Raw genomic sequence first — 19000 nt, 5'->3', positions numbered from 1 at the left:
TTTCATTTTTACATTGCGACCGTTGGGCGAGGATTTGTTGCTGCTATATTTTTTTTACTATCTCTTTGCCCAAATGAATTGTATTTTATCTAATGGATGTTGTAATCTCGATTTTTTGGGGATTTTATGAGAAAACTAACTTATATCGCCTTTTGTATTGCATCGCTCACTGCGTTTGCTTTTGCTGACGCTCCTGAAATCACCCCGACTCTCCCGGATACCGACGAAGATGGGTGCTACCTGATTGAATCTGCCGATCATTTGTACGGATTCGCAGCCCTGGTCAACGGGAAACTTGAAGATACTGAACGAAACAAGTCTGCTTGCGGCATTCTCGTCAAAGACATCACGGTAAACGAAGACGTTCTTGATGAAGACGGCTCGCTGAAAGCCGACGAAGATGACCTCGCCCCCTGGACTCCGATTATGAGTTTCGGTGGTAAATTTGACGGGAACGGAAAGACTATTTCTGGACTTTATTTCAAGGGCGGCTCCAAAGACACTGTCGGCTTGTTCGGCTCGATTGGCAAAGATGGCAACCCTACAATCATTAAAAACGTGGGCATCGTAGATTCCTATTTTGAAACGGAACATATTTCGGGCGGTATCGTGGGTGTCGTTCGGTCAGAAGCCAAAGCGGATATTTTCAATTCCTACAATGAGGGAACGGTCATCGGCGATACGGCGGGCGGCATCTTGGGCTCGTCCAAGAACAATGCAGAGTCCGTTCATATTTACAATACGTACAACATTGGTTCTATCACGGGCAGCAAAGTCGCTGCGGGAATCGTTGGCGCTGCGGGAGGAAAAGTTTCTGTCGCCAATACATACAACCTTGGGGCTGTTTCTGGGGAAAAGGTTGTTAGCGCAATCATTGCACACGCCAAAAGCGATGCGACCGTTTCGATCAAGAATACGTTCGTTTTAGATACTTTCAAGGGTAAGGGCGATTCTTCTGCTCCCAAAGGTGCTACAAAAGCAACAAAAGAAGAATTTGAAAACGGAACGCTTGTCCTTGAACTCAGGAATTACAAGGATGGCAGTGTGGACGGTTCTGTATGGGGGCAAAATGTCAAGGAGGGTTCGTACCCTGATTTCAGCGGGAAAGTCAAGGGGGTGACCATTTCGAGCCTCACGCTTGTCGTTGCCAAGGACGACACGACAAAATCGCAGTACATTGAAGGGATCGAGAAAAAACTCCCTACGCCGACTCGCCAGGGTTACTCTTTCGAGGGTTGGTTTGACAATGATAGCCTCAAGGGTGAAGCCGTAAGTGCTATATCCAAGAAGGATGCGGGCGATTTGGTATTCTACGCAAAATGGGAAGAAGTTCTCTGCAAGTTGTCGTTGTCGGTCAACGACTCTGCAATGGGCTCCGTTTCGGGCGCCGGAAAATACTCCTGTGGCGAAAAGGTTACAATCAAGGCAACGGCTGTTGATGGGTATGTGTTCAAAGAATGGAACGACAAAGATACGACATCTTCGCGCTCCGTTACGGTCAAAAAGGATACTTCTTTCAAGGCGACGTTTAAGGCTCGTACATACAAGGTAACGCTCCACAAGGGCGAAGGCAAACTGGAATCGGAACTTTCTAGTTATACTTACGGAAAGGGTGCTGAACTCCCCAAGGCCACAAGGACAAATTACAAGTTTGACGGATGGTTTGACAACGATGAATACAGCGGCGACGTTGTCGAAGAGATTTCAAAGACGGACAAGGGCGACAAGGAATTCTGGGCCAAATGGACCAAGGTGGCTTCGTCGAGCAGTTCGTCCAAGCCGGCCTCAAGTTCTTCTGCCAAGTCTTCGAGTAGCAAGGGCAAGAGCAGCTCCAGCAGCAAGGGCAAAAGCAGTTCTAGCAGCAAGAAGGTCTCTTCTAGCTCTGTATCGAGCTCTTCTAGCGCTTACAACTATAGCCTCAAAAAGATTACCCCCAAGGAACCCAAAAAGGAAAAGGATTGCTATCAAATTGGATCGGTCGAGGAACTCTTTGGCTTTGCCGCCATCGTGAACGGTACGGATAGCATGACGCGTGATTCTGCCGCTTGTGGCAAACTGACCGACGATATTGTCGTTAACGAGGATTTGCTCAAGGATAACGGGAGGTTTGACGGACAAAAGACAGAAATTATTCTGTGGACTCCGATGAAAGATTTTGCCGGAAAATTTGACGGTAACAAGAAAAAGATTTCTGGCCTGTTCTACAAGGATTCTGCCAATGCCATTGGCCTCTTCGGCTCCATTACGGGTGGCTCGAAAAAGGAACCTGTCGTTATCAAGGATCTTGGCCTTGTCGATTCGTACATCGAGGGATATACGTCTGTCGGTGGCATTGTCGGTACGGCAACAACGGCATACCTTTCTCTATTGAATGTCTACAATGCTTCTACCATCGTCGGTTACAATAATATCGGTGGTCTCTTAGGTTCTGGTATTGTGGATCCGAAGGAGGACACGCTTAGCAAGTACACATTGACTATCACGAACTGCTATAACACAGGGATTGTCGAAGCTACGTTTACTGCAGGTGGACTTGTCGGCATTGCTGGTGAAGTTGTTTCTTTGACAAATTCGTATAACTTTGGCAAAGTTTCTGGGGCTGAACGTGCCGATGCTTTAATCGGTTTCAACTATATCGGTATAAAGATTTCTATTCAGAATACCTTCTATTCTAGCAAGCAGTCTTCTCGATATGGTGGAAATTCCGCAGAACCAGAAGATTTCAAGAATGGCACCGTTTTGAAAAAGTTGCACGATTGGACTAGGGATGCGGACGGCTCTGTATGGGGCGAGGCCGAGGGGAGTGACCTGCCTGCCTTGACATACGAGAAGAAGAAACCTTCGGAAAAAGATGCCATTGCAAAGGCGCTTCCGCTCCAGCGCTTTGGCGTCCAGGCTCTCGGGCATGCTGTGACTATAAATGGCGTTGAAGCTGGGACAAAGGTGGTTGTTTCCGACTTGCAAGGCCTCCTTGTTGCCAAGGAAGTTGCAACAGGTCATGGCCTGACTGTTAACATTCCGCATTCGGGTGCCTACATCGTCCGGATCGGGAACCAGGTCAATAGGGTGACAATCAAATAAGCGGGTAATGGCAAGCCAATCATCTATAACGGAATCTCAAGGCCGCCGTGAAAAATATGCGGAATGGCTGCGCATCATTGCGGCCTTCACCGTTGTGTTCCAGCATACAGTAACCTCCGCTTGGTATGATACTCCTGTAAGTTCTCCCGATTTCTTTGCGCTGAACTTCTTGAACAGCCTGTCCCGATTTGGGGTGGGCGTGTTCATCATGATTAGTGGTGCATTCATGCTTTCTCCTAAGTATGCGCATCCACCCAAAAAAGTTCTCACATACAATCTTCCGAAAATCATCATCTTGATTGTGACATGGGGGCTTGCCTACGGATTCTTGAATGTCATTTGCCAAAGCGGGGATTGGGTGGATTATCTCTCCGCTCCAATCACGTTGTTCACAAAACCGGCGACCCATCTTTGGTTTTTGTACACCTTGGCGGGTCTGTATTTGATAACGCCTGCTTTGAGGGTGTTTACACAAAACGCAAGCCCGCGCATGGTATTGTATGTCATCGCGTTGTTCTTCACGTTTGGTTTGGTTCTACCGACGGCGAACCATCTCCTTTTTAAGCTGGCAGATGTTTCCATCTATAAGAACATCGGCATCCAGGGTAGTACAACATTTGCTGGATTTTATCTTTCTGGATTCTACATCGCCCATTATGGCCTTGGGCCAAAAGTTCGGAAAATTCTTTATTCGCTTGCAGCAATTTCTTGGTTTGTCTCATTTTTCTACGCGACCTATTTCAGCATTGCGAGGGATGCGCCCAATGAATATTTCTTCGGGAACTTCCGCCCCATGACATTCCTCATTGCTGCGGCTATTTTCTGTTATTTCAGGACTAAATACGGAAATACGACCACGGATGATGCAAAACTCATCGATATGTCAAAATGTATGCTTGGTGTCTATCTTGTTCACCCCATGTTTATCAAGGCTTTTTACGGTTTGCATCTCTCTATTCTTGTCCCTCATCCTATTGTCACAGCCCCGCTTATGGCCGTGGTTTTCTTTGGGTTGTCGCTGTTCGTTGTCCGGATGTTCCGCAAAATCCCCGGGATGCGCAAAATATTATAGACAACCCGCAAAGGATAGGGCTTTCTCCGAGACATTTTAGGGTAACTGAATTTATATTTATCACATGGCTGTCATGGACGAAAGATTTACAGAAGTACACCACAGGAACATGTGGGGGGAATGGGTCTTTCGTTTCGAGGGGGCGAACCTTTGTGGGCTATGCTATATAAGCGATAAATCGGGAAAATCTCGGGCTATTCCTAGCGAGGTCAAGGCTTGTGCGAGCGCAGGAGCCATGCCGGACGAACGTTTGAACCGCAAAACCGCTGCTGCCTACAAAAAGGCCGCCGCAGAACTCAACGCCTTCCTCAGAGGCAAATTACGCACGTTTACAATCCCTATAACCATTATCGGTACAGAATTTCAAGTTCTGGTTTGGGAAAAAGTGCGCGAAATTCCTTATGGCGAAACGCGTACATTCCGGCAAATTGCTGTTGATGTTGGCCATCCGGGAGCCGAGCGCGCCGTCGGGAACGCTCTGCATGCGAATCCGCTACAAATCATTATCCCTTGTCACCGCGTTATCAGCAGCAATGGGGGCCTTAGCGGGTATGTTCTTGGTATGGATTTCAAGAGGCGCCTGCTTTGTATGGAAGGGGCTATCCAGGATGAACTGGAATTGGAATAGAGGATGACCAACGAGGAACTGAAACAATTTAAGGAGTCGCTTTCGATAACGGCGGTCGCGAAGGCTCTGGGCATCGATGTTGTCCATGGGCGTTGCCACTGTTTTTTTCCGCAGCGCCATGCGCATGGCGACCGCACTCCGTCTGTTTCTTTTTCCGAGGAACGCGGAACGTTCCGTTGCTGGGTTTGTGACGATGTCCGCGGCGACGTGATTTCGCTAGTCCAGCTATGTAAAAGCATGACGTTTGTTCAGGCTGTAGAATGGCTGAAATCGGAATACTCTTTTTTGCTTGGTGCATCGAAACCGGCACGCAGGTCTGCATTATCGGCAGGGGAGGGGGGCGCATCCGAAAAGCCGAGCCAATCCCGTGCCCGTGAACCGGTGCTGCGCGAACCGGAAATTGAACCACCGCAAAAGCCCTTGATAAAAGAAGAAGACCGCCGGAATCTGATTTTCTCCTTCTTGAAGATGCTTTCGCCAATTGAGCATACTCCTGCTGGAGCCTATCTTTCGCGAAGGCGAATCTACAAGCCCGTCTGGGACAAGATGCGCATCCGCACGATTGCCGATTACGAAGAAATCAGCGGCCGCCTCAAGGAGATTTATAGCCTTGAAGTCTTGCAGTATGTGGGCTTGTTTAACGAACGGGGCAATTTGCGTTTTTACAAGCATCCTTTGATTTTTCCGTATCTGGATACCAAGATGCGTTCGTTCTATTTTCAGGCGAGGGCCATTGACAAGACGATTGTGCCGAAGGAACTGAATTTGCGCGGGACGGTTCCGTTCCCGTACAACGTGTCGGCCTTGGACGAAAAGCCCGGCTGGGTGTACCTTTGCGAAGGTGTCGTGGACACGCTCACCTTTATCGGTAGGAATGTGCCTGCTGTGGGTATTCCCGGAGTCCGCTCGTTCAAGATGGAATGGCTCCCGCTGTTCAAAAACAAGAGCGTGGTGCTCTGCTTGGACAAGGACGATGCCGGGAGAAGCGGCATGGAATACATTCAGGATGTGTTTGAACGTGCCGGAATCCGCAGTACAATCCTCGGGACGGGCATGGAGAACCTTTCTTCGGCTATGAAAGAGGGTGAAGACATCAACGATTGGTTCGGCCGCCGGAAATAATCTATATTTATACCTCCCATGAAAGTGAATATTGCTAGCGTCAAGAAGTTTTTTTCCAAGGTCAAGGATCTTTGGACCCGGTTCAAGAATTTCAAGGTCGTCATTGTCTTTGCTTTCATTGTCAAGTGGCTTTATCGCCTGATCAACTTCATCATCCGGCAGGCGCTCCTTATCCTCATCCTCTATTCCGCCGCGTTTACGATTGCCGCTTCTTACTTTATGTACAAGGGCTTTGTCTACGTGTACGATTTGTACGATGGAGTCGTCTCGTTGAAGAATGACCAGCCGGAGATGAGCAAGTACATGCAGGCTCTGTTGGATTCCAACCCCAGTTTCGAAATCAAGCATACCTATGTTCCGCTGGATTCTATCCATGTCAATTTGCGCAAGGCCGTGATTGCGAGCGAAGATGCCGGCTTCTATTTCCACCCGGGTTTTGATATTCGCGCCATTTCGGAGGCGCTCGAGGCGAACCGTGTGTCGGGCAAGACAAAGTTCGGCGGTTCGACGATTACGCAACAACTCGCGAAGAACCTCTTCTTGAGCGGGGAACGTTCGTGGGAACGCAAGTTCAAGGAACTCGCCTACGCACTCCTCATGGAGCATGAACTCGGTAAGGATCGTATCTTGGAGCTTTATCTGAACTACGCCCAGTGGGGCAAGGACATTTTCGGTTGCCAGGAGGCATGCCTCACGTACTACAAGAAGAGCTGTAGCAAACTGAGCGTGGACCAGGCCATTAACCTTGCGGCGATGCTCGCCAGTCCGGGGAAGCACCACCCGAATATGCGCGAAAGCCAGTTCATGGCAAAGCGCCGTGCCGTGATTTACCAGAACATGTTCCCCAAGAAGGACAGTCTGCTTGTGGATTCGCTGCGCCAGCTGATGGCTCCGCGTTCGTCTTCGTCGCAGGCGTTGGATGCGACCGCTCCCGTGAATGCCCATGATAAGCCGGCCAAGGGTGGGCATTCGTCTGCAGCGAAGTCTCAGACCCCCAGGGACAAGGCTCCGAAGGAAAAGTCCGCAGCCAAGGACTCTGCCGCTCAAAAGGCCAAGAACAAGAAAAAGTAGTTACGAGCCGAACACGCGGGCGATTTCGCCCATGTCGGTAACGCCTTCGCGTACAAGACGCAGGGCGTTTTCTTTTAAGTTGCCATCGACATAGGTGCCGTTGGGGCGGAGGAATTCGACGGCGACGATACGGCCCTTGTAGTCGCTTGTTTGCGGGGTGCACTTGCGTAGCAGGCGCTGGGCGACGATGCCGATGAGCGATTCTCGGAATAGCTTGGGGGCAATGCCGAGGTCTTGCAGGCGTGTCTCTGCCGCGCGGGCGCTGTTCGTGTGGAGTGTCGCAAGTACAAGGTGGCCGGTCTGTGCCGCCCGCAGCGCTATCTGTGCGGTTTCGCTGTCGCGGATTTCTCCGATGAGGATAACGTCTGGGTCTTGCCGCAAAATGGAGCGGAGCGCCGCGGCGAACGTGAACCCGCATTTTTCGTTGACCTGTACTTGGTTCGCTCCGTGCAGTGTGTATTCCACGGGGTCTTCTATCGTGGTGACGTTGATGTTGCGATGGATGATTTCGCGAAGGCCTGCGTAGAGCGTGGTCGTCTTGCCACTGCCCGTGGGCCCGGTGATGAGGAATAGCCCTTGTGGGGCGCTGAAAGCGTTGCGGAAGGCTTGCCGGATTGTCGGGGAGAATTCCAGGTCGTCGAGCGTCTGCGCGTCGTCGTTTGTGGGCAACAGGCGCAGGACACATTTCTCTCCGTGTTGTACCGGGAGCGTGCTCAGCCGGACGTTTGCCTGTGTATGTGCCCCTTGGAAGGTGAAACTCCCATCGTGGGGGAGGCGGCGCTCGGTGATGTCGGCTTGCGCGAGCAACTTGAGCCGGATGAGGATGGGGTCGGCAATCCAGGCGGGGAGCGTCTTATAGTCGTGTAACAGACCGTCTTTACGAAAGCGCACCTTGAGTGATTGCGGGTCAGGCTCGAAATGGATGTCTGTTGCTCCCTGTTCCAGAGCCTGTTCCACGATAGAATCTACGAGGCTGATGACCGGCATCGAGTCAGACGAGGCGTTTCGTTTTTTCCCGCTTTCCAATTCGCGCAGTAGCGCCTCCGAACTCTTTTGCGTATCGGCGCGGAGCAATCTCCGGATTTCGGCTTCGGTCCTCTGTACGGGAATGATTCGGCATCCGGTTTCTGTGCGGATCCTTTCGAGCAATAGCTCGTCGTAGATGTCGGTAACGGCGACACGCATCACGTGACCGTCACGCGATTCCCCTCTGAAGATATTTGTATTCATGCGTTCGAAACTACAAAAAGCATCATAAAAAAACAAGCCCCGCCGGCAGGGATGCGGGCGGGGCCTGTTGCAATTTTTTAGCGGTTATGCCTTAGAGTGCAACCTGGTCTGGATCTTGTTCTTCATCTTCTTGGCCTTGCTCGTGAGAGCGTTCGGGAGCCAGAAGAATGTGGGCACCAGGTACATGGTCAAGATGGCTGACACGATGAGGCCGCCGACCGAGGCGATACCCATCGGCTGGGTCATGGCGGCCACGTTACCACCGAGGGCGAACGCCAGCGGGAGCTGGGCCACCACGGATGCGAACGTCGCAAGCACAATCGGCTGGAACTTGGTCTTTGCCGCGGTCATGATGGCCGAGCGGCGTCCCATGCTGCCACTGCGTAGTAGCCTGTTCGCTTCGTCAAGCAATAGAATGGCGTTGTTCACCACCACACCGATAAGCATCACGATAGCCATGAGGGCAATCATGGAAAGCGCCTTGCCGGTGAGGATGAGGGCGATAATCACGCCGATAGCACCCATCGGGATAGTCGTCATGATGATGAACGGCTGCATGAAGCTTTCGAGGAGGGCGATAAGCAAGATGTAGGTAAGGAGGATTGCCATGATGATGGCCACCTTGAATTCCGCCACCATGTCGTTCTGCATGTCTGCCTGGGCACCGAAACTGAAGGAGATACCTTCGGGCAATTCGTCCTTCATGCTTTCGGCAAGCGCGCCCACCTTGCTCATGACTTCACCGGTCGTGTGGCCGGGCAACAGGTTCATAGAAACGTCAACACGGGTACGCTTGCGCTTGCGGTCGATACGCGTCGGGCCGGCACCGTCTTCGATGAAGAACAGCTCACTGGCGTTGACGTATCCCTTCGGGGTCAAGATGGGGAGCATCTCGACGTCGGCATGGTTCTTGCGGTCTTTTTCCTGCATGCGCACATAGACATCGTATTCTTCACCGTCTTCGGTGTACTGGCCAGCTTCGTAGCCGCTCACTGCAATGTAGTTGTAGGTAGCGACGGTCTGGAGTGTCACACCGTAGTCGGCAAGCGCCTGGCGGTTCGGAATCAAACGAATTTCCGGCTTACCGGCTTCATAGCTTGTCTTGAGGTCCACTATGCCTTCAATCTTGTCCTTGATGCGGTCCATTACGATTTCGGACGCCTTGATGACGGAATCCGCGTGTAGACCGTTGATTTCGAGCACAACGTCACCTGCGGAGTTGTTGCTCATTTCGGAGGCGGATGTGGACTTGATGGAAATGTATGCGTCCGGGATGTCAGCGAGGTAGGGGCGCAGGGAGTCGACAATCTGGTCGGTACTGCGGGTACGGCCTTCCCAGTCCTTGAGGAGCTTGACACGCATCGTGGCCTGGTTCACGGTCGTAAAGCCGTTCGAACCACCGACGTTCATGCTGTAGTGCACGATTTCGGGGACCCCCTTGACTCTTGCTTCGATAATGCGGGCAACGCTGTCGGTCGTTTCGATATTGGTACCCACGGGCATTTCGAGCTTGATACCGATCATGCCTTGGTCCTGCTTCGGCATGATTTCGACCGTCAGGAAGTTCTTGGCCAAACCACCGACAAAGACAATCATGCCGACGAGGGCTGCAACCTGGAAAAGCACGCCCGGCACGGAAAGGCAGAACGAAAGAGTCTTCAGGTAAATGAAGCGGATGCCGTTCATGATCATCGGGAACACGCCGAAGATGATTTCGCCGATAGAACGCTTATCTTCGATGATGTTGCCGAACTCGTCCTTCTTTTTACCCTTGAATAGGTATGCCGCCATGAGCGGGGTCAAGGTGAATGTCACGAGGAGCGAGACGAAGGTGGCGAACACCATGGTCAAACCGAACGTGCGGAAGAAGATACCGGCGATAGACTTCATGAAGGCAATCGGCACGAACACGCACACGTTGGTGAGCGTGGATGCCATGATGGCGACCATGATTTCGGAAGTGCCCTTGTAGGCGGCTTCCTTCGGCTCGAGGCCGAGTTTCAGCTTTTCGTTGATATTTTCAAGCACCACGATGGAGTTCGTAACGAGCAAGCCCACAGACGACGAAAGAGCCATGAGCGACATCATGTTGATGCCGAAGCCTGCGAAGTACATGAGCGTAAAGGCACCAATCACGGAAATAGGCATCGTGAGGGCGGCGATAAGCATGGTCGAGAACTTGCCGAGGAAGAGGAGCAAGAGGCCTGCCGTAAGCCCGATTGCAATGATGATATTCTGGATAACGTTGTGGATGGATTCGTTCACGGCTTCGGACTTGTCGTACACCAGGTGCAGCTCGAATCCTTCGGGGAGCGTCTTCTGGATTTCGTTCATGCGCTTGATGACGCCCTCGGAAACCTTCACCACGTTTGCGTCGGAACGTTTCTTGATATCGAGCGAGACCGAATTCTGACCGTTGAAGCGGGATGCGGATGTCACGGTTTCGATGGTGTCCTTGACCACCGCGATTTCGCTAAGCTTAATCACGCCCTTCGCCGTCGGAATATCCATGTTGCGGATTTCATCGAGGTCTTTGAACTTGCCGGCCGTACGCACGGAGGTGTTCTTGTGCTTGCCGATAACTTCACCGACCGGGTAATTGACGTTCGATTGTCCGAACAGGCCCATGATGGTCGCAATGTCCACATTGCGGTCAATCATCTTGTCCTTGTCGAGTTCGATGGAAATCTGGCGGGTCGTACCACCGAAGATGTCGACGCTAGCCACGCCGGACACGGCTGTAAAGAGAGGCTCGATATCGTCTTCGACCTTCTGACGAAGTTCGGTAGAGTTCAGCGGACCCGTAAACGAAATGGCCATGATGGCAGCACCGTTGATGTCCACCTTTGCGATAATCGGAGCCTGCACGGCGTCGGGGAAGTTCACCGACGCGAGGTCGATCTTGGAACGCACGTCGTTTGCTGCCACGTCCACGTTCACGCCCATGTTGAACATGGCGACGATGATGCCGTAGTTCTCAAGGCAGATGGACTGCACGTAGTCGATACCGTCCACCAGTTCTACTTGGTCTTCGAGCGGCTTGATAATCGTTGATTCAATTTCTTCAGGGTTTGCGCCCTGGTAGATGATGGTCGCGGTGACCACGGGGACGTCGAATTTCGGCATCAGGTCCACCACCATCATGGAATAGGTATAAAGACCGAACACCACCACGGTCAAAATGACCATGAGCATGGTTATCGGTTTATAGATACTGGCCTTAATCATTCAGCAAAATCTCCTATTCAACCACCAGCACCTTGTCGCCGTCGTTCATGCGGGACTGGCCTTCGACCATGACCGTTTCGCCGGAATTGATGCCTTCGAGAATCTGGACATCGTCCTGGGTCTGCACACCGAGCTTGACAATCTTGCGCTTGGCCTTGTTGTCTTCGGTGACGGTCCAGATGGCGTTGACTCCGTTACGGTAGACGACTGCTTCGAGCGGGACGATGACGCCTTCAACTTCGCGGGTGTCGACTTCGGCGGTGACGTACATGCCCGGGAGGAGATTCCTGTCTTTGTTGTTGAAGGTGACCTCGACCGGGAAGAAGCGGGTCTGCGGGTTGGCTGCTAGCGGAACGAGAGTGACTTGACCTTCGATCTTGTTGCCGTTCAAGGTGACCGTTGCCATGGTGCCCTTCTTGAAGTAGCCGATGTCCTGGCTGGTGACGTTCAGCTTGAGGATGACCTGGTCGAGCTTGGCGATGGTGCAGAAGACTCCGCCAACACCCGGGGCTTGGCCGACCTGGTAGTTGAGTTCCGTGACGACGCCCCCTTCGGGAGCGAGAATCAAGGTGGCGCGGCGAGCCGTTTCAAGGTTCATCTTGGCAATTTTCAGCCCGGACTCTGCCTGTTCGAGGTCCTGCTGGCTCACTCCGCCCTTTTCGTAGACTTCGCGCAAGCGGGCGATGGCCTTTTCTTGCAGGTTCACCTGTTCTTGGGCTTGCTGGTAGCTAGTGTTGTCGCCTGTGAAGAGGTATTCGGCGAGTACTTGGTCCTTCTTGACTACGCTGCCCACGGCAACGTAGATCTTGGCGAGGGGGTCTCCCATCTTGGAGATTGCCTTGTTTTCTTGCATGCCTTCGATAGATCCGCTGAACTTGCGAATGTCGTTCAGTTTGGCGATGCCGGCTTTCACGACGCGGGCGGGCTTGCCCTTTTCCTTCTGGATTTCTTCGATAGTCGTGACTTTCTTCTTGTCTTTGTTCTCGTCTTTCTTGTCGAAAGCTTCGCAGCCGACGAGGAGAAGCGAAATTGCACTGAGGGTGGCGATGGATTTGATGATGTTGTTCATGTTCTTCTTCCTCTTAATATTCTCCGGTAGCCTGCAGTAAGGCGTTATAAGCGTTGTTCCAGTTCAGGACCGCTTCCATATAGTTGAGCTTCGCGTTGCGGAGCTTCATTGTGGATTCGAGCAGGTTCAGTTGGGTTTCCTTGCCCACGTTGTAGGAGGCTTCGGTCAATATCTGGTTCTTCTGGGCCAGTTCCACAGAACGCTTCTTGATGCCGAGCTGCTGTTCTGCGTCGTTCAGGTCGTTCATGCAGGATTCGATTTGCAGGCGGAAACCGCGTTCGGCGGATTCCTTCTGGATTTGCGTAGAACGCAGGCTGGATTTTGCCTGGGTGACCTTTTCGCGGGTCTGCATGCCGTTAAACAGGTTCATGGTCGCGTTCAAGGCAATGTACTTGTTGATGTTCTTGTCCCAGTCCGGGGCGTCCCAGTCCTTGATGGAGTTCTGGTTGTTTGCGTACTTGAGGCCGCCAATCAGGACGACCGTGGGGCGGTAGTCGCCTTTTTCCAAGTCGACGAGTTTGGACTGGATTTTTTCGCTTTCTTCCAGTTGGGCCAGTTCCTTGCGGCGCTTCTTGACGTTTGCCATGGAGGTGTCCGGCAAGGGGAGGTTTTCTTCTGGGCTCCTGAGTGTACCCTGGAACTGCACATCGGCTTCGAAGGGAAGCCCCATGGTCAAGAGCAGGTTGTTGCGGGCAACGACTCTGGTCTTGTTTGTCTTTTCCAGGGTGGATTTGAGTTCATCGAGCTGGAGCTGTGCGCGGATGACGTCCAGTTCCGTGCCGAGACCGCTCTTTTGATTATTCACGGCCAGGTCGACATAGTTTTGGGTCAGCTTGATGCTTTCTTCGAGGATGACAATCGAAGAATCCATGAAAATGAGCTGGTTGAAGGCTTTTTCCACGTTGTAGCGGACTTCGGCCTTCTTGTTGTCGAGGGCGATTTCGCTTACGTGCTTAGCGGACTTGGCGATTTCGATGCCAGTTCCCACTTTTCCGCCGGAATAAAGGATTTGGGTGGCCGTCACGCCGACGCTTGTCTGCCAGCGGTAACCTTGGCTCTTCATCCCGTAAATGAGTCCGTCCATGGCGGGGCCGATGACTTGCTGGTCGTAGGCGTTTGCGTTCGGGTGGCCGTCGTCGTCGGTCGCTTGGGCCATGCCCTTGGCAGCATTGGTCAGGTCGCTGCTCTTTTTCACGTCGTCAAGCCCGAAAATACGGGTCATTGTGGCGCTCAAGTCGATGGACGGGTATGCGGCTCCGTAGCCTCCTTCTACTTTGGAGGACGTCGAAACCAAGTCTTCTTGTGCGGATTGGATTTCCGTTGATTTTTCGAGAGCGATTTTTACAGCTTCTTCGCGGGTGTAGACCGTTCCTGCCCAAGAGGGGGCGATGAGGCCTATCGCGATAGCTGGAAGGATTACGTATTTCCTTGGCATTCCTGCTCCTAATATAACTAATTATAATAATGCGCCAAATTTACTAAAAAAACGCCCCTTTTTTAAGGGCGTTTTTGCGGTTTGCTGGATAAAATGCCGTTTTTGACGGACAAATGGAGGGATTACATGAGTCCGGGAATCTTCATCCCGCCGGTGATGTCGCTCAGGCTGGACTGTGCCGCGTCATCCTTTTTCTTGACGGCGGAGTTCACGGCGGCCATGATGAGGTCTTCCAGGGCTTCCACGTCGTCTTTGTCGACGGCATCCGGGTTGATTTTGATCATGGTGATGACCCCCTTGCCGTTCATGGCCACTTTCACCATTCCGCCGCCGGCTTCGGCTTCGAAACTCTGGGCCTTGAGGTCACTCTGTGCCTTCAACATCTTGTTCTGCATTTTCTGAAGGTCTTTCAACATTTTGCTCATGTCCATAGGGGACTCCTTATCTGTTTTTATAATCTGGGTGAAAACTTAAAAAATTTTGTGTGCGTTAAGCCATGTTAGCTGTCCTGTTCCATGTATTCGTCGGCCTGGATTGGGGCCATGCCGGCCAGCTTGCGCGAATAGACGAGTTCTGCGGCAAACAGTTCCTTGAGGCGTGCGAGGGACGGGTCTTTTTGGAGGTCCAACTCGAAAGGGCTCATCTTGGCGGCGAGGCGCTGTTGCAGTTCCGTTTCGGTGTAGGCTCGCGTTTTGACGCCCAGTGTTATGGCGGTTTGCAGCAGGTCTTCCAGTTTGTTTTGTAGGCGCTGGATGTATTCCGGGTGCTCCATGAACTGCTTGTAGCCCCAGGAGGTCGGTTGTGCCGTATCGCCAATGAATACAAGCGATAGCGGGAATGGCGTGGCCTGGAGGTCGCCTGCTTCGAGGACGGTGCCGTTCAGTGCTGCCGAAAATACGAGGTCCCCGTCGTCGGCGAAGGAAGAGAGGATCGATGGCCAGGCCGCCGTGATTTCATAACGGGAATAAGTCCCGTTTCCGCCATCCCGAAGACTTGCGAAGGGGTCACTGTAAGACGCCTTGGCCTGTTCCTGGGCGTCTATCATGGCGGAGACTTCAGTTACTTTTTTTTTTAACGCCTCGGAATCGGCATTCCTGGGGTCGTTTATCGCTGCAAGCGCCCTGCGGAGGTCCGTGAGTCGGTCGAGCCAAGCCATTCGCGCGAAGGTGGTCTCTACGAGGAGTCGCGGGTTCGTGCTGTAGCGCAGCGTGCCCTGCAGATCGATGAGCATTTTGCTGATGCGAAGCAGGTCCCCGTTCGAAAGTTCGGGAGCCGTCGACTTGTATTTAGAATAAACTTCATCCGAGATGTTCAGCGCGTCGGCGGTAAATGCGTCGAGGCGGCTGTAAATCAGGTTGCGCAGGAACTTGCCGAAACCGTCAAGGAGCGGGGTAAACTCAATGCCAATCTTGACCGCTTCGTCGACCATCTTGAAGCAACCCTTGAGGTCGTGGGCGGCGATAGACTGGATCAGGGCGAAAAAGAGCTCTACAGGCGGGATGCCGAGGATGGAACGCACCGATTCGGCGGTCATCTCGTTGCCGGTAAAGGCGTAGGCCTGGTCAAAATAGGTGAGACCGTCACGCATGGACCCGTCGGCCTTCTCGGCGAAGATGTCGAGGGCCTCGTCGGAGGCGTTGATGCCTTCTTGCTCGCAGATGAAACGCAGACGGCTGCGGATCTGGTCGATGGTGAGGCGCTTGAAGTCAAAGCGTTGCACACGGCTCAAAATAGTCTGCGGAACCTTGTTGACTTCGGTCGTTGCAAAGATGAAAATCACATGCGGAGGCGGTTCTTCGAGCGTCTTGAGAAGGGCGTTGAAGGCACCTGTCGAGAGCATATGGACTTCGTCGATGATGAAAATCTTGTATTTGCCAATGACAGGCGGGTACTGGACGCGCTCAATCACGTCACGGATGTTGTCGACGCTCGTATTGGACGCCGCGTCGATTTCATAGACGTCCATCGGGTTGCCGCCCGAGATGTCTTTGCAACTTTCGCACTCGCCACACGGGTGGAGCGGGTCGCCGCCCTTGCAGTTGAGGGTACGTGCGAGAATACGGGCCGAGGTGGTCTTGCCTACACCGCGGGTGCCGGTAAACAGGAACGCATGGTGGAGACGTCCTCCCTCGATTGCGTTCTGGAGCGTTTTAGCGATATGCTCCTGACCGACCATGTCGGAGAAAGATTGTGGGCGCCACTTTCGCGCCATTGCTACGTATGCCATGTTGGGCAATATAGTAAAATAGTAGGAAGTGGGAAGTAGACAGTAGACAGTGGTTAGTGGTTGGTGGTTAGGGGCTATGAGGTCGCTTCGCTTTGAGGTCGGTCGCCGAAGGCTCCCTTTGAGGTATGAGGTAAGGTAGGAAGTAGGCAGTAGACAGTAGGAAGTGGTTGGGGGCTAGGATCTACCTTTGACCACTTAGTGCTTTAGCACTTATGTGGGCATGGCCACCTTTAGGTGGTGGGCTAGGGAGAAATATCACGGCTTCGCCGTCTTATATTGACGCACGAAGTGCGTGATTCTTTTCACTAGCCGCTAGTCTCTATTCTCTAGTCTCTCGAATACTCATTGCTCATCGCTCATGGCTCATTGCTCATAGCTCACTGCTCACTGCCCGAGCCTCGAGCCCCGAGCCTCGCGCCTCGAACCTTTTTTCTTATATTTCAAATCATAACTACGAGGTCTACGATGAATCCGAACATGGCTCTATTGATTCTCTCCTGGCAGGTGGCTTGCCTTTATCACGAAAACGAGACAGACAAACTTCTGCCCGGTTCCGCTTCGGCGACGCAGGCCGAAAGCGATGCTTTGGACAAAATCCATGACGAACTGACCCCGGATGTGTCTTGGGACGATTTTAACGATACCTATGGGCGTTTTTCCTCGGCAAAGGATCGCGTGACTGCTTGCGTCGATGCTTTGAAAAACGAATCGGGAGAATTCAAGAGTAAAGTTCTTGAATCCATGCTCAAGATTGCGGATGCTTCCAAGGAAAACGACAACGAGACGAATGTATCCCCCGAAGAGATGGACTTTATCCAACAGATAAGGGAAGCGCTAGAATAGTTGGGTTTTAATAGTTGAAATAATTCCAGTACAGCCCTATCCTTGGGACGAAGTTGTCCTTATTTTGCTATTTTATTCGTAAGCATTAAAAAAGGGGGTGCAATGGAAAAGAAATCTGTTTTTATGCTTTTGCTTGCCTGTATGCTCTTGATCGGGTGTGCACCAAAGCTTTACGTGGTTGATCCTTCTTGGGTACTGAAGCCGTCTAGGGTGAAGGTCCTCTTTACAGAGCCTGGTATTGGAAGCCCTAAAGACTTGGCTGATGACCTTCCTAGCTATGTCAATAATTTTTCGGATTGGTACAGGGCTCAGCTTGAATCCTTCCTCAGAGCATCCTCCCAAGGAGTCGCCTATTCTGTTGAAAAAGTTCCCCGCGAATTTGTTTCGTACGAATTTTCGGATATAGATGGCTCGAGTTTTAAAACGCCGAGACCTAAAGTACTGGATGGTTCGGCCGATGTCTATCTTGTTATGGACGATTTGTGGATCGGCAGGGTTAAGGACATGTCTTGTTCCGGCCCAATGGGACCGGGCATGGCGGGTCCGTCTTGCTATTCCAAAAAAAGCCTTACGGGAAGTGGGCGTTACGCCTATTTTGATGGAAAGACTGGTGCTAAACTAGGTTATGGCGATATCAAGGCGGAATCCTTCTTTACTTTTACGGTCTCATTGGACGACTGGATCAATGTTGTGAACAAGACCGTAGAGATTATGCTCAAAGATACTCCTATTGCGAGATAAAATGCAATAGTGCACGTTGCATAAATTCTAAAAGACGTAAAAAAGAAAGAAGCCGATTCCAAAAGAACCGGCTTTAAATATTTAATCTGCTCTTGAGCCCCGAGCCTCGTGCCTCGAGCCTGGAACCTCAAGGCCCGAGCTCACACTTATCTCAGCACAATGTCGCCGTTTGCGACGAGCTTGTCACGCAGCTTGTTGTGTGCCTTGTTGACTTCGTCGTCGGTAAGCGTGCGGTCCATGGCCTGGTAGGTGAGGCTGTAGACCATGTTCTTCTTGCCGGCTTCGATCTTGTCGCCTTCGTAGATGCTCTTGAGGACAATCTTCGCGAGGTTCTTCGGGTTCAGTCCCTTGATGCGTGCGATGATGTCTTCGTGGGTCATGGACTTCGCGACTTCGAGCGAGATGTCGCGCGTAGAAGGCACCTGGCGGCTGAAGGCTTCGAACACGATCTTCTTGTGGGTGGCGTGTTCCATCTTGTCCATGTCGAGTTCCATCACGTAGGTGGTGTAGCTGATGTCGTTAGCAGCCATCACGGAGGGGTGGAGTTCGCCCATGGTGCCGAGCACCACGCCGTCGGCGAGGATTTCGGTCTGCTTGCCCGGGTGCAGGAAGATTTCAGGCTTGGCCGGCACGCGGAATTCCACAACGAGGCCAACGCGCTTGAGGAAGCTCTGCACGAATCCCTTGAAGGCGGCAAAGTCAATCTGGGCGGGCTTGTCGTTGAGCGGGTTTGTATCGAAGTTGCCTGCAATCGTGAGCGCGACGAGGTTCGATTCGTCGAAGCCCGGATCGCGGACGTCCTTGCGGTCGCGCTTGAACTGGCCCTTGGCCACTTCGAACAGGCGCACGGAACCCGGACGGTTCTTTTCGTTCTCGGCAACGGCCTTCAGGAGGTTGGGGAGGAGCGAAGTCGGAACGACGCCCAGTTCATCGGAAAGCGGGTTGAGGAGAGCTGCGGGCTTGCTGCGGCGGTCGTCGCTTTCGGGGCCGAAGAGGGCCTCGGTGCGTGCCTTGCTCGTGAAGCGCAGGCTCAGGCATTCATGCAGGCCCATTGCGGAGAGCGTCTTGCGGATCTTGCGGTTCAAAACTTCAATCGGCGGGAGCTCGTTCGGCTGCATCTTGAAGGACGGCAGCGTGTACGGGATGTTGTCGAACCCGATGAGGCGGGCGACTTCTTCGATGAGGTCCACTTCGCGTTCGAGGTCGGGGCGGAAACTCGGAATCTTGAACGTGATGGAGTCCGCCGTCTTGGA

General features: G+C 52.4%; 13 protein-coding genes and 1 pseudogene. 7 read left to right on the top strand and 7 right to left on the bottom strand.

The window, feature by feature from the left end; translation table 11 throughout:
• The first annotated feature begins 126 nt into the window (after nt 1–126).
• The 5 genes from Q0Y46_RS08835 to mtgA all read left to right on the top strand — a co-directional run bounded on the left by Q0Y46_RS08835 (nt 127) and on the right by mtgA (nt 6974).
• Nucleotides 127–3081 (top strand): InlB B-repeat-containing protein, encoded by a 2955-nt coding sequence (locus Q0Y46_RS08835; RefSeq protein ID WP_297946734.1) that lies wholly within the window; start codon nt 127–129, stop codon nt 3079–3081.
• A 7-nt stretch (nt 3082–3088) separates the two neighbouring features.
• A complete protein-coding gene (locus Q0Y46_RS08830) occupies nt 3089–4153 on the top strand; it encodes an acyltransferase family protein (RefSeq protein ID WP_297946732.1) in 1065 nt (354 codons plus the stop codon).
• 64 nt (nt 4154–4217) lie between these two features.
• Nucleotides 4218–4781: a methylated-DNA--[protein]-cysteine S-methyltransferase gene (locus Q0Y46_RS08825; protein ID WP_295683313.1), complete on the top strand. Its 564-nt coding sequence runs from the start codon at nt 4218–4220 to the stop codon at nt 4779–4781.
• Between the two features lie 3 nt (nt 4782–4784).
• Nucleotides 4785–5903: a CHC2 zinc finger domain-containing protein gene (locus Q0Y46_RS08820; protein WP_297946730.1), complete on the top strand. Its 1119-nt coding sequence runs from the start codon at nt 4785–4787 to the stop codon at nt 5901–5903.
• A gap of 18 nt (nt 5904–5921) precedes the next feature.
• Nucleotides 5922–6974, top strand: a complete 1053-nt coding sequence (gene mtgA, locus Q0Y46_RS08815) for a monofunctional biosynthetic peptidoglycan transglycosylase (protein WP_297946729.1) — start codon at nt 5922–5924, stop codon at nt 6972–6974.
• Here the strand turns inward: mtgA and Q0Y46_RS08810 are convergent, their stop codons facing one another.
• The 6 genes from Q0Y46_RS08810 to dnaX form a co-directional block, all read right to left on the bottom strand.
• Complete coding sequence (locus tag Q0Y46_RS08810; RefSeq protein ID WP_297946727.1) at nt 6975–8204, bottom strand: GspE/PulE family protein; 1230 nt, start codon at nt 8202–8204, stop codon at nt 6975–6977. It lies immediately after the preceding gene.
• 84 nt (nt 8205–8288) lie between these two features.
• Nucleotides 8289–11432, bottom strand: a complete 3144-nt coding sequence (locus Q0Y46_RS08805) for an efflux RND transporter permease subunit (protein ID WP_295683322.1) — start codon at nt 11430–11432, stop codon at nt 8289–8291.
• 13 nt (nt 11433–11445) lie between these two features.
• A complete protein-coding gene (locus tag Q0Y46_RS08800) occupies nt 11446–12501 on the bottom strand; it encodes an efflux RND transporter periplasmic adaptor subunit (RefSeq protein WP_295683325.1) in 1056 nt (351 codons plus the stop codon).
• A gap of 13 nt (nt 12502–12514) precedes the next feature.
• Entirely contained in the window at nt 12515–13936 is a 1422-nt protein-coding gene (locus Q0Y46_RS08795) for a TolC family protein (protein ID WP_297946724.1), read from the bottom strand.
• A gap of 122 nt (nt 13937–14058) precedes the next feature.
• Nucleotides 14059–14367 (bottom strand): YbaB/EbfC family nucleoid-associated protein, encoded by a 309-nt coding sequence (locus Q0Y46_RS08790; protein WP_297946722.1) that lies wholly within the window; start codon nt 14365–14367, stop codon nt 14059–14061.
• A 68-nt stretch (nt 14368–14435) separates the two neighbouring features.
• Nucleotides 14436–16163: a DNA polymerase III subunit gamma/tau gene (gene dnaX, locus Q0Y46_RS08785; protein ID WP_297946720.1), complete on the bottom strand. Its 1728-nt coding sequence runs from the start codon at nt 16161–16163 to the stop codon at nt 14436–14438.
• Between the two features lie 465 nt (nt 16164–16628).
• Between dnaX and Q0Y46_RS08780 the strand changes: the two genes are divergently transcribed.
• Together Q0Y46_RS08780 and Q0Y46_RS08775 are read left to right on the top strand one after the other, a co-directional pair.
• Nucleotides 16629–17006: a hypothetical protein gene (locus tag Q0Y46_RS08780; protein WP_297946718.1), complete on the top strand. Its 378-nt coding sequence runs from the start codon at nt 16629–16631 to the stop codon at nt 17004–17006.
• Nucleotides 17007–17108: 102 nt separating this feature from the next.
• Nucleotides 17109–17747 (top strand): hypothetical protein, encoded by a 639-nt coding sequence (locus Q0Y46_RS08775; protein ID WP_295683333.1) that lies wholly within the window; start codon nt 17109–17111, stop codon nt 17745–17747.
• Nucleotides 17748–17893: 146 nt separating this feature from the next.
• On the opposite strand, the pseudogene Q0Y46_RS08770 reads toward Q0Y46_RS08775, so the two are convergent.
• A pseudogene (locus Q0Y46_RS08770) lies at nt 17894–19000 on the bottom strand (phenylalanine--tRNA ligase subunit beta); the annotation flags it as partial.

Source organism: uncultured Fibrobacter sp. (assembly GCF_947305105.1).
Lineage (GTDB): Bacteria > Fibrobacterota > Fibrobacteria > Fibrobacterales > Fibrobacteraceae > Fibrobacter.
The sequence above is the reverse complement of the archived record's forward strand: the minus strand, read 5'-3'. Positions and strand labels throughout refer to the sequence as shown.

What these genes read in the sequence shown, in the direction of transcription:
- Q0Y46_RS08795 (WP_297946724.1), bottom strand. Translation starts at nt 13,936, where the DNA reads ATGCCAAGGAAATACGTAATCCTTCCAGCTATCGCGATAGGCCTCATC.
- Q0Y46_RS08810 (WP_297946727.1), bottom strand. Translation starts at nt 8,204, where the DNA reads ATGAATACAAATATCTTCAGAGGGGAATCGCGTGACGGTCACGTGATG.
- dnaX (WP_297946720.1), bottom strand. Translation starts at nt 16,163, where the DNA reads ATGGCATACGTAGCAATGGCGCGAAAGTGGCGCCCACAATCTTTCTCC.
- Q0Y46_RS08825 (WP_295683313.1), top strand. Translation starts at nt 4,218, where the DNA reads ATGGCTGTCATGGACGAAAGATTTACAGAAGTACACCACAGGAACATG.
- Q0Y46_RS08835 (WP_297946734.1), top strand. Translation starts at nt 127, where the DNA reads ATGAGAAAACTAACTTATATCGCCTTTTGTATTGCATCGCTCACTGCG.
- Q0Y46_RS08775 (WP_295683333.1), top strand. Translation starts at nt 17,109, where the DNA reads ATGGAAAAGAAATCTGTTTTTATGCTTTTGCTTGCCTGTATGCTCTTG.
- mtgA (WP_297946729.1), top strand. Translation starts at nt 5,922, where the DNA reads ATGAAAGTGAATATTGCTAGCGTCAAGAAGTTTTTTTCCAAGGTCAAG.
- Q0Y46_RS08780 (WP_297946718.1), top strand. Translation starts at nt 16,629, where the DNA reads ATGAATCCGAACATGGCTCTATTGATTCTCTCCTGGCAGGTGGCTTGC.
- Q0Y46_RS08800 (WP_295683325.1), bottom strand. Translation starts at nt 12,501, where the DNA reads ATGAACAACATCATCAAATCCATCGCCACCCTCAGTGCAATTTCGCTT.
- Q0Y46_RS08790 (WP_297946722.1), bottom strand. Translation starts at nt 14,367, where the DNA reads ATGGACATGAGCAAAATGTTGAAAGACCTTCAGAAAATGCAGAACAAG.
- Q0Y46_RS08805 (WP_295683322.1), bottom strand. Translation starts at nt 11,432, where the DNA reads ATGATTAAGGCCAGTATCTATAAACCGATAACCATGCTCATGGTCATT.
- Q0Y46_RS08830 (WP_297946732.1), top strand. Translation starts at nt 3,089, where the DNA reads ATGGCAAGCCAATCATCTATAACGGAATCTCAAGGCCGCCGTGAAAAA.
- Q0Y46_RS08820 (WP_297946730.1), top strand. Translation starts at nt 4,785, where the DNA reads ATGACCAACGAGGAACTGAAACAATTTAAGGAGTCGCTTTCGATAACG.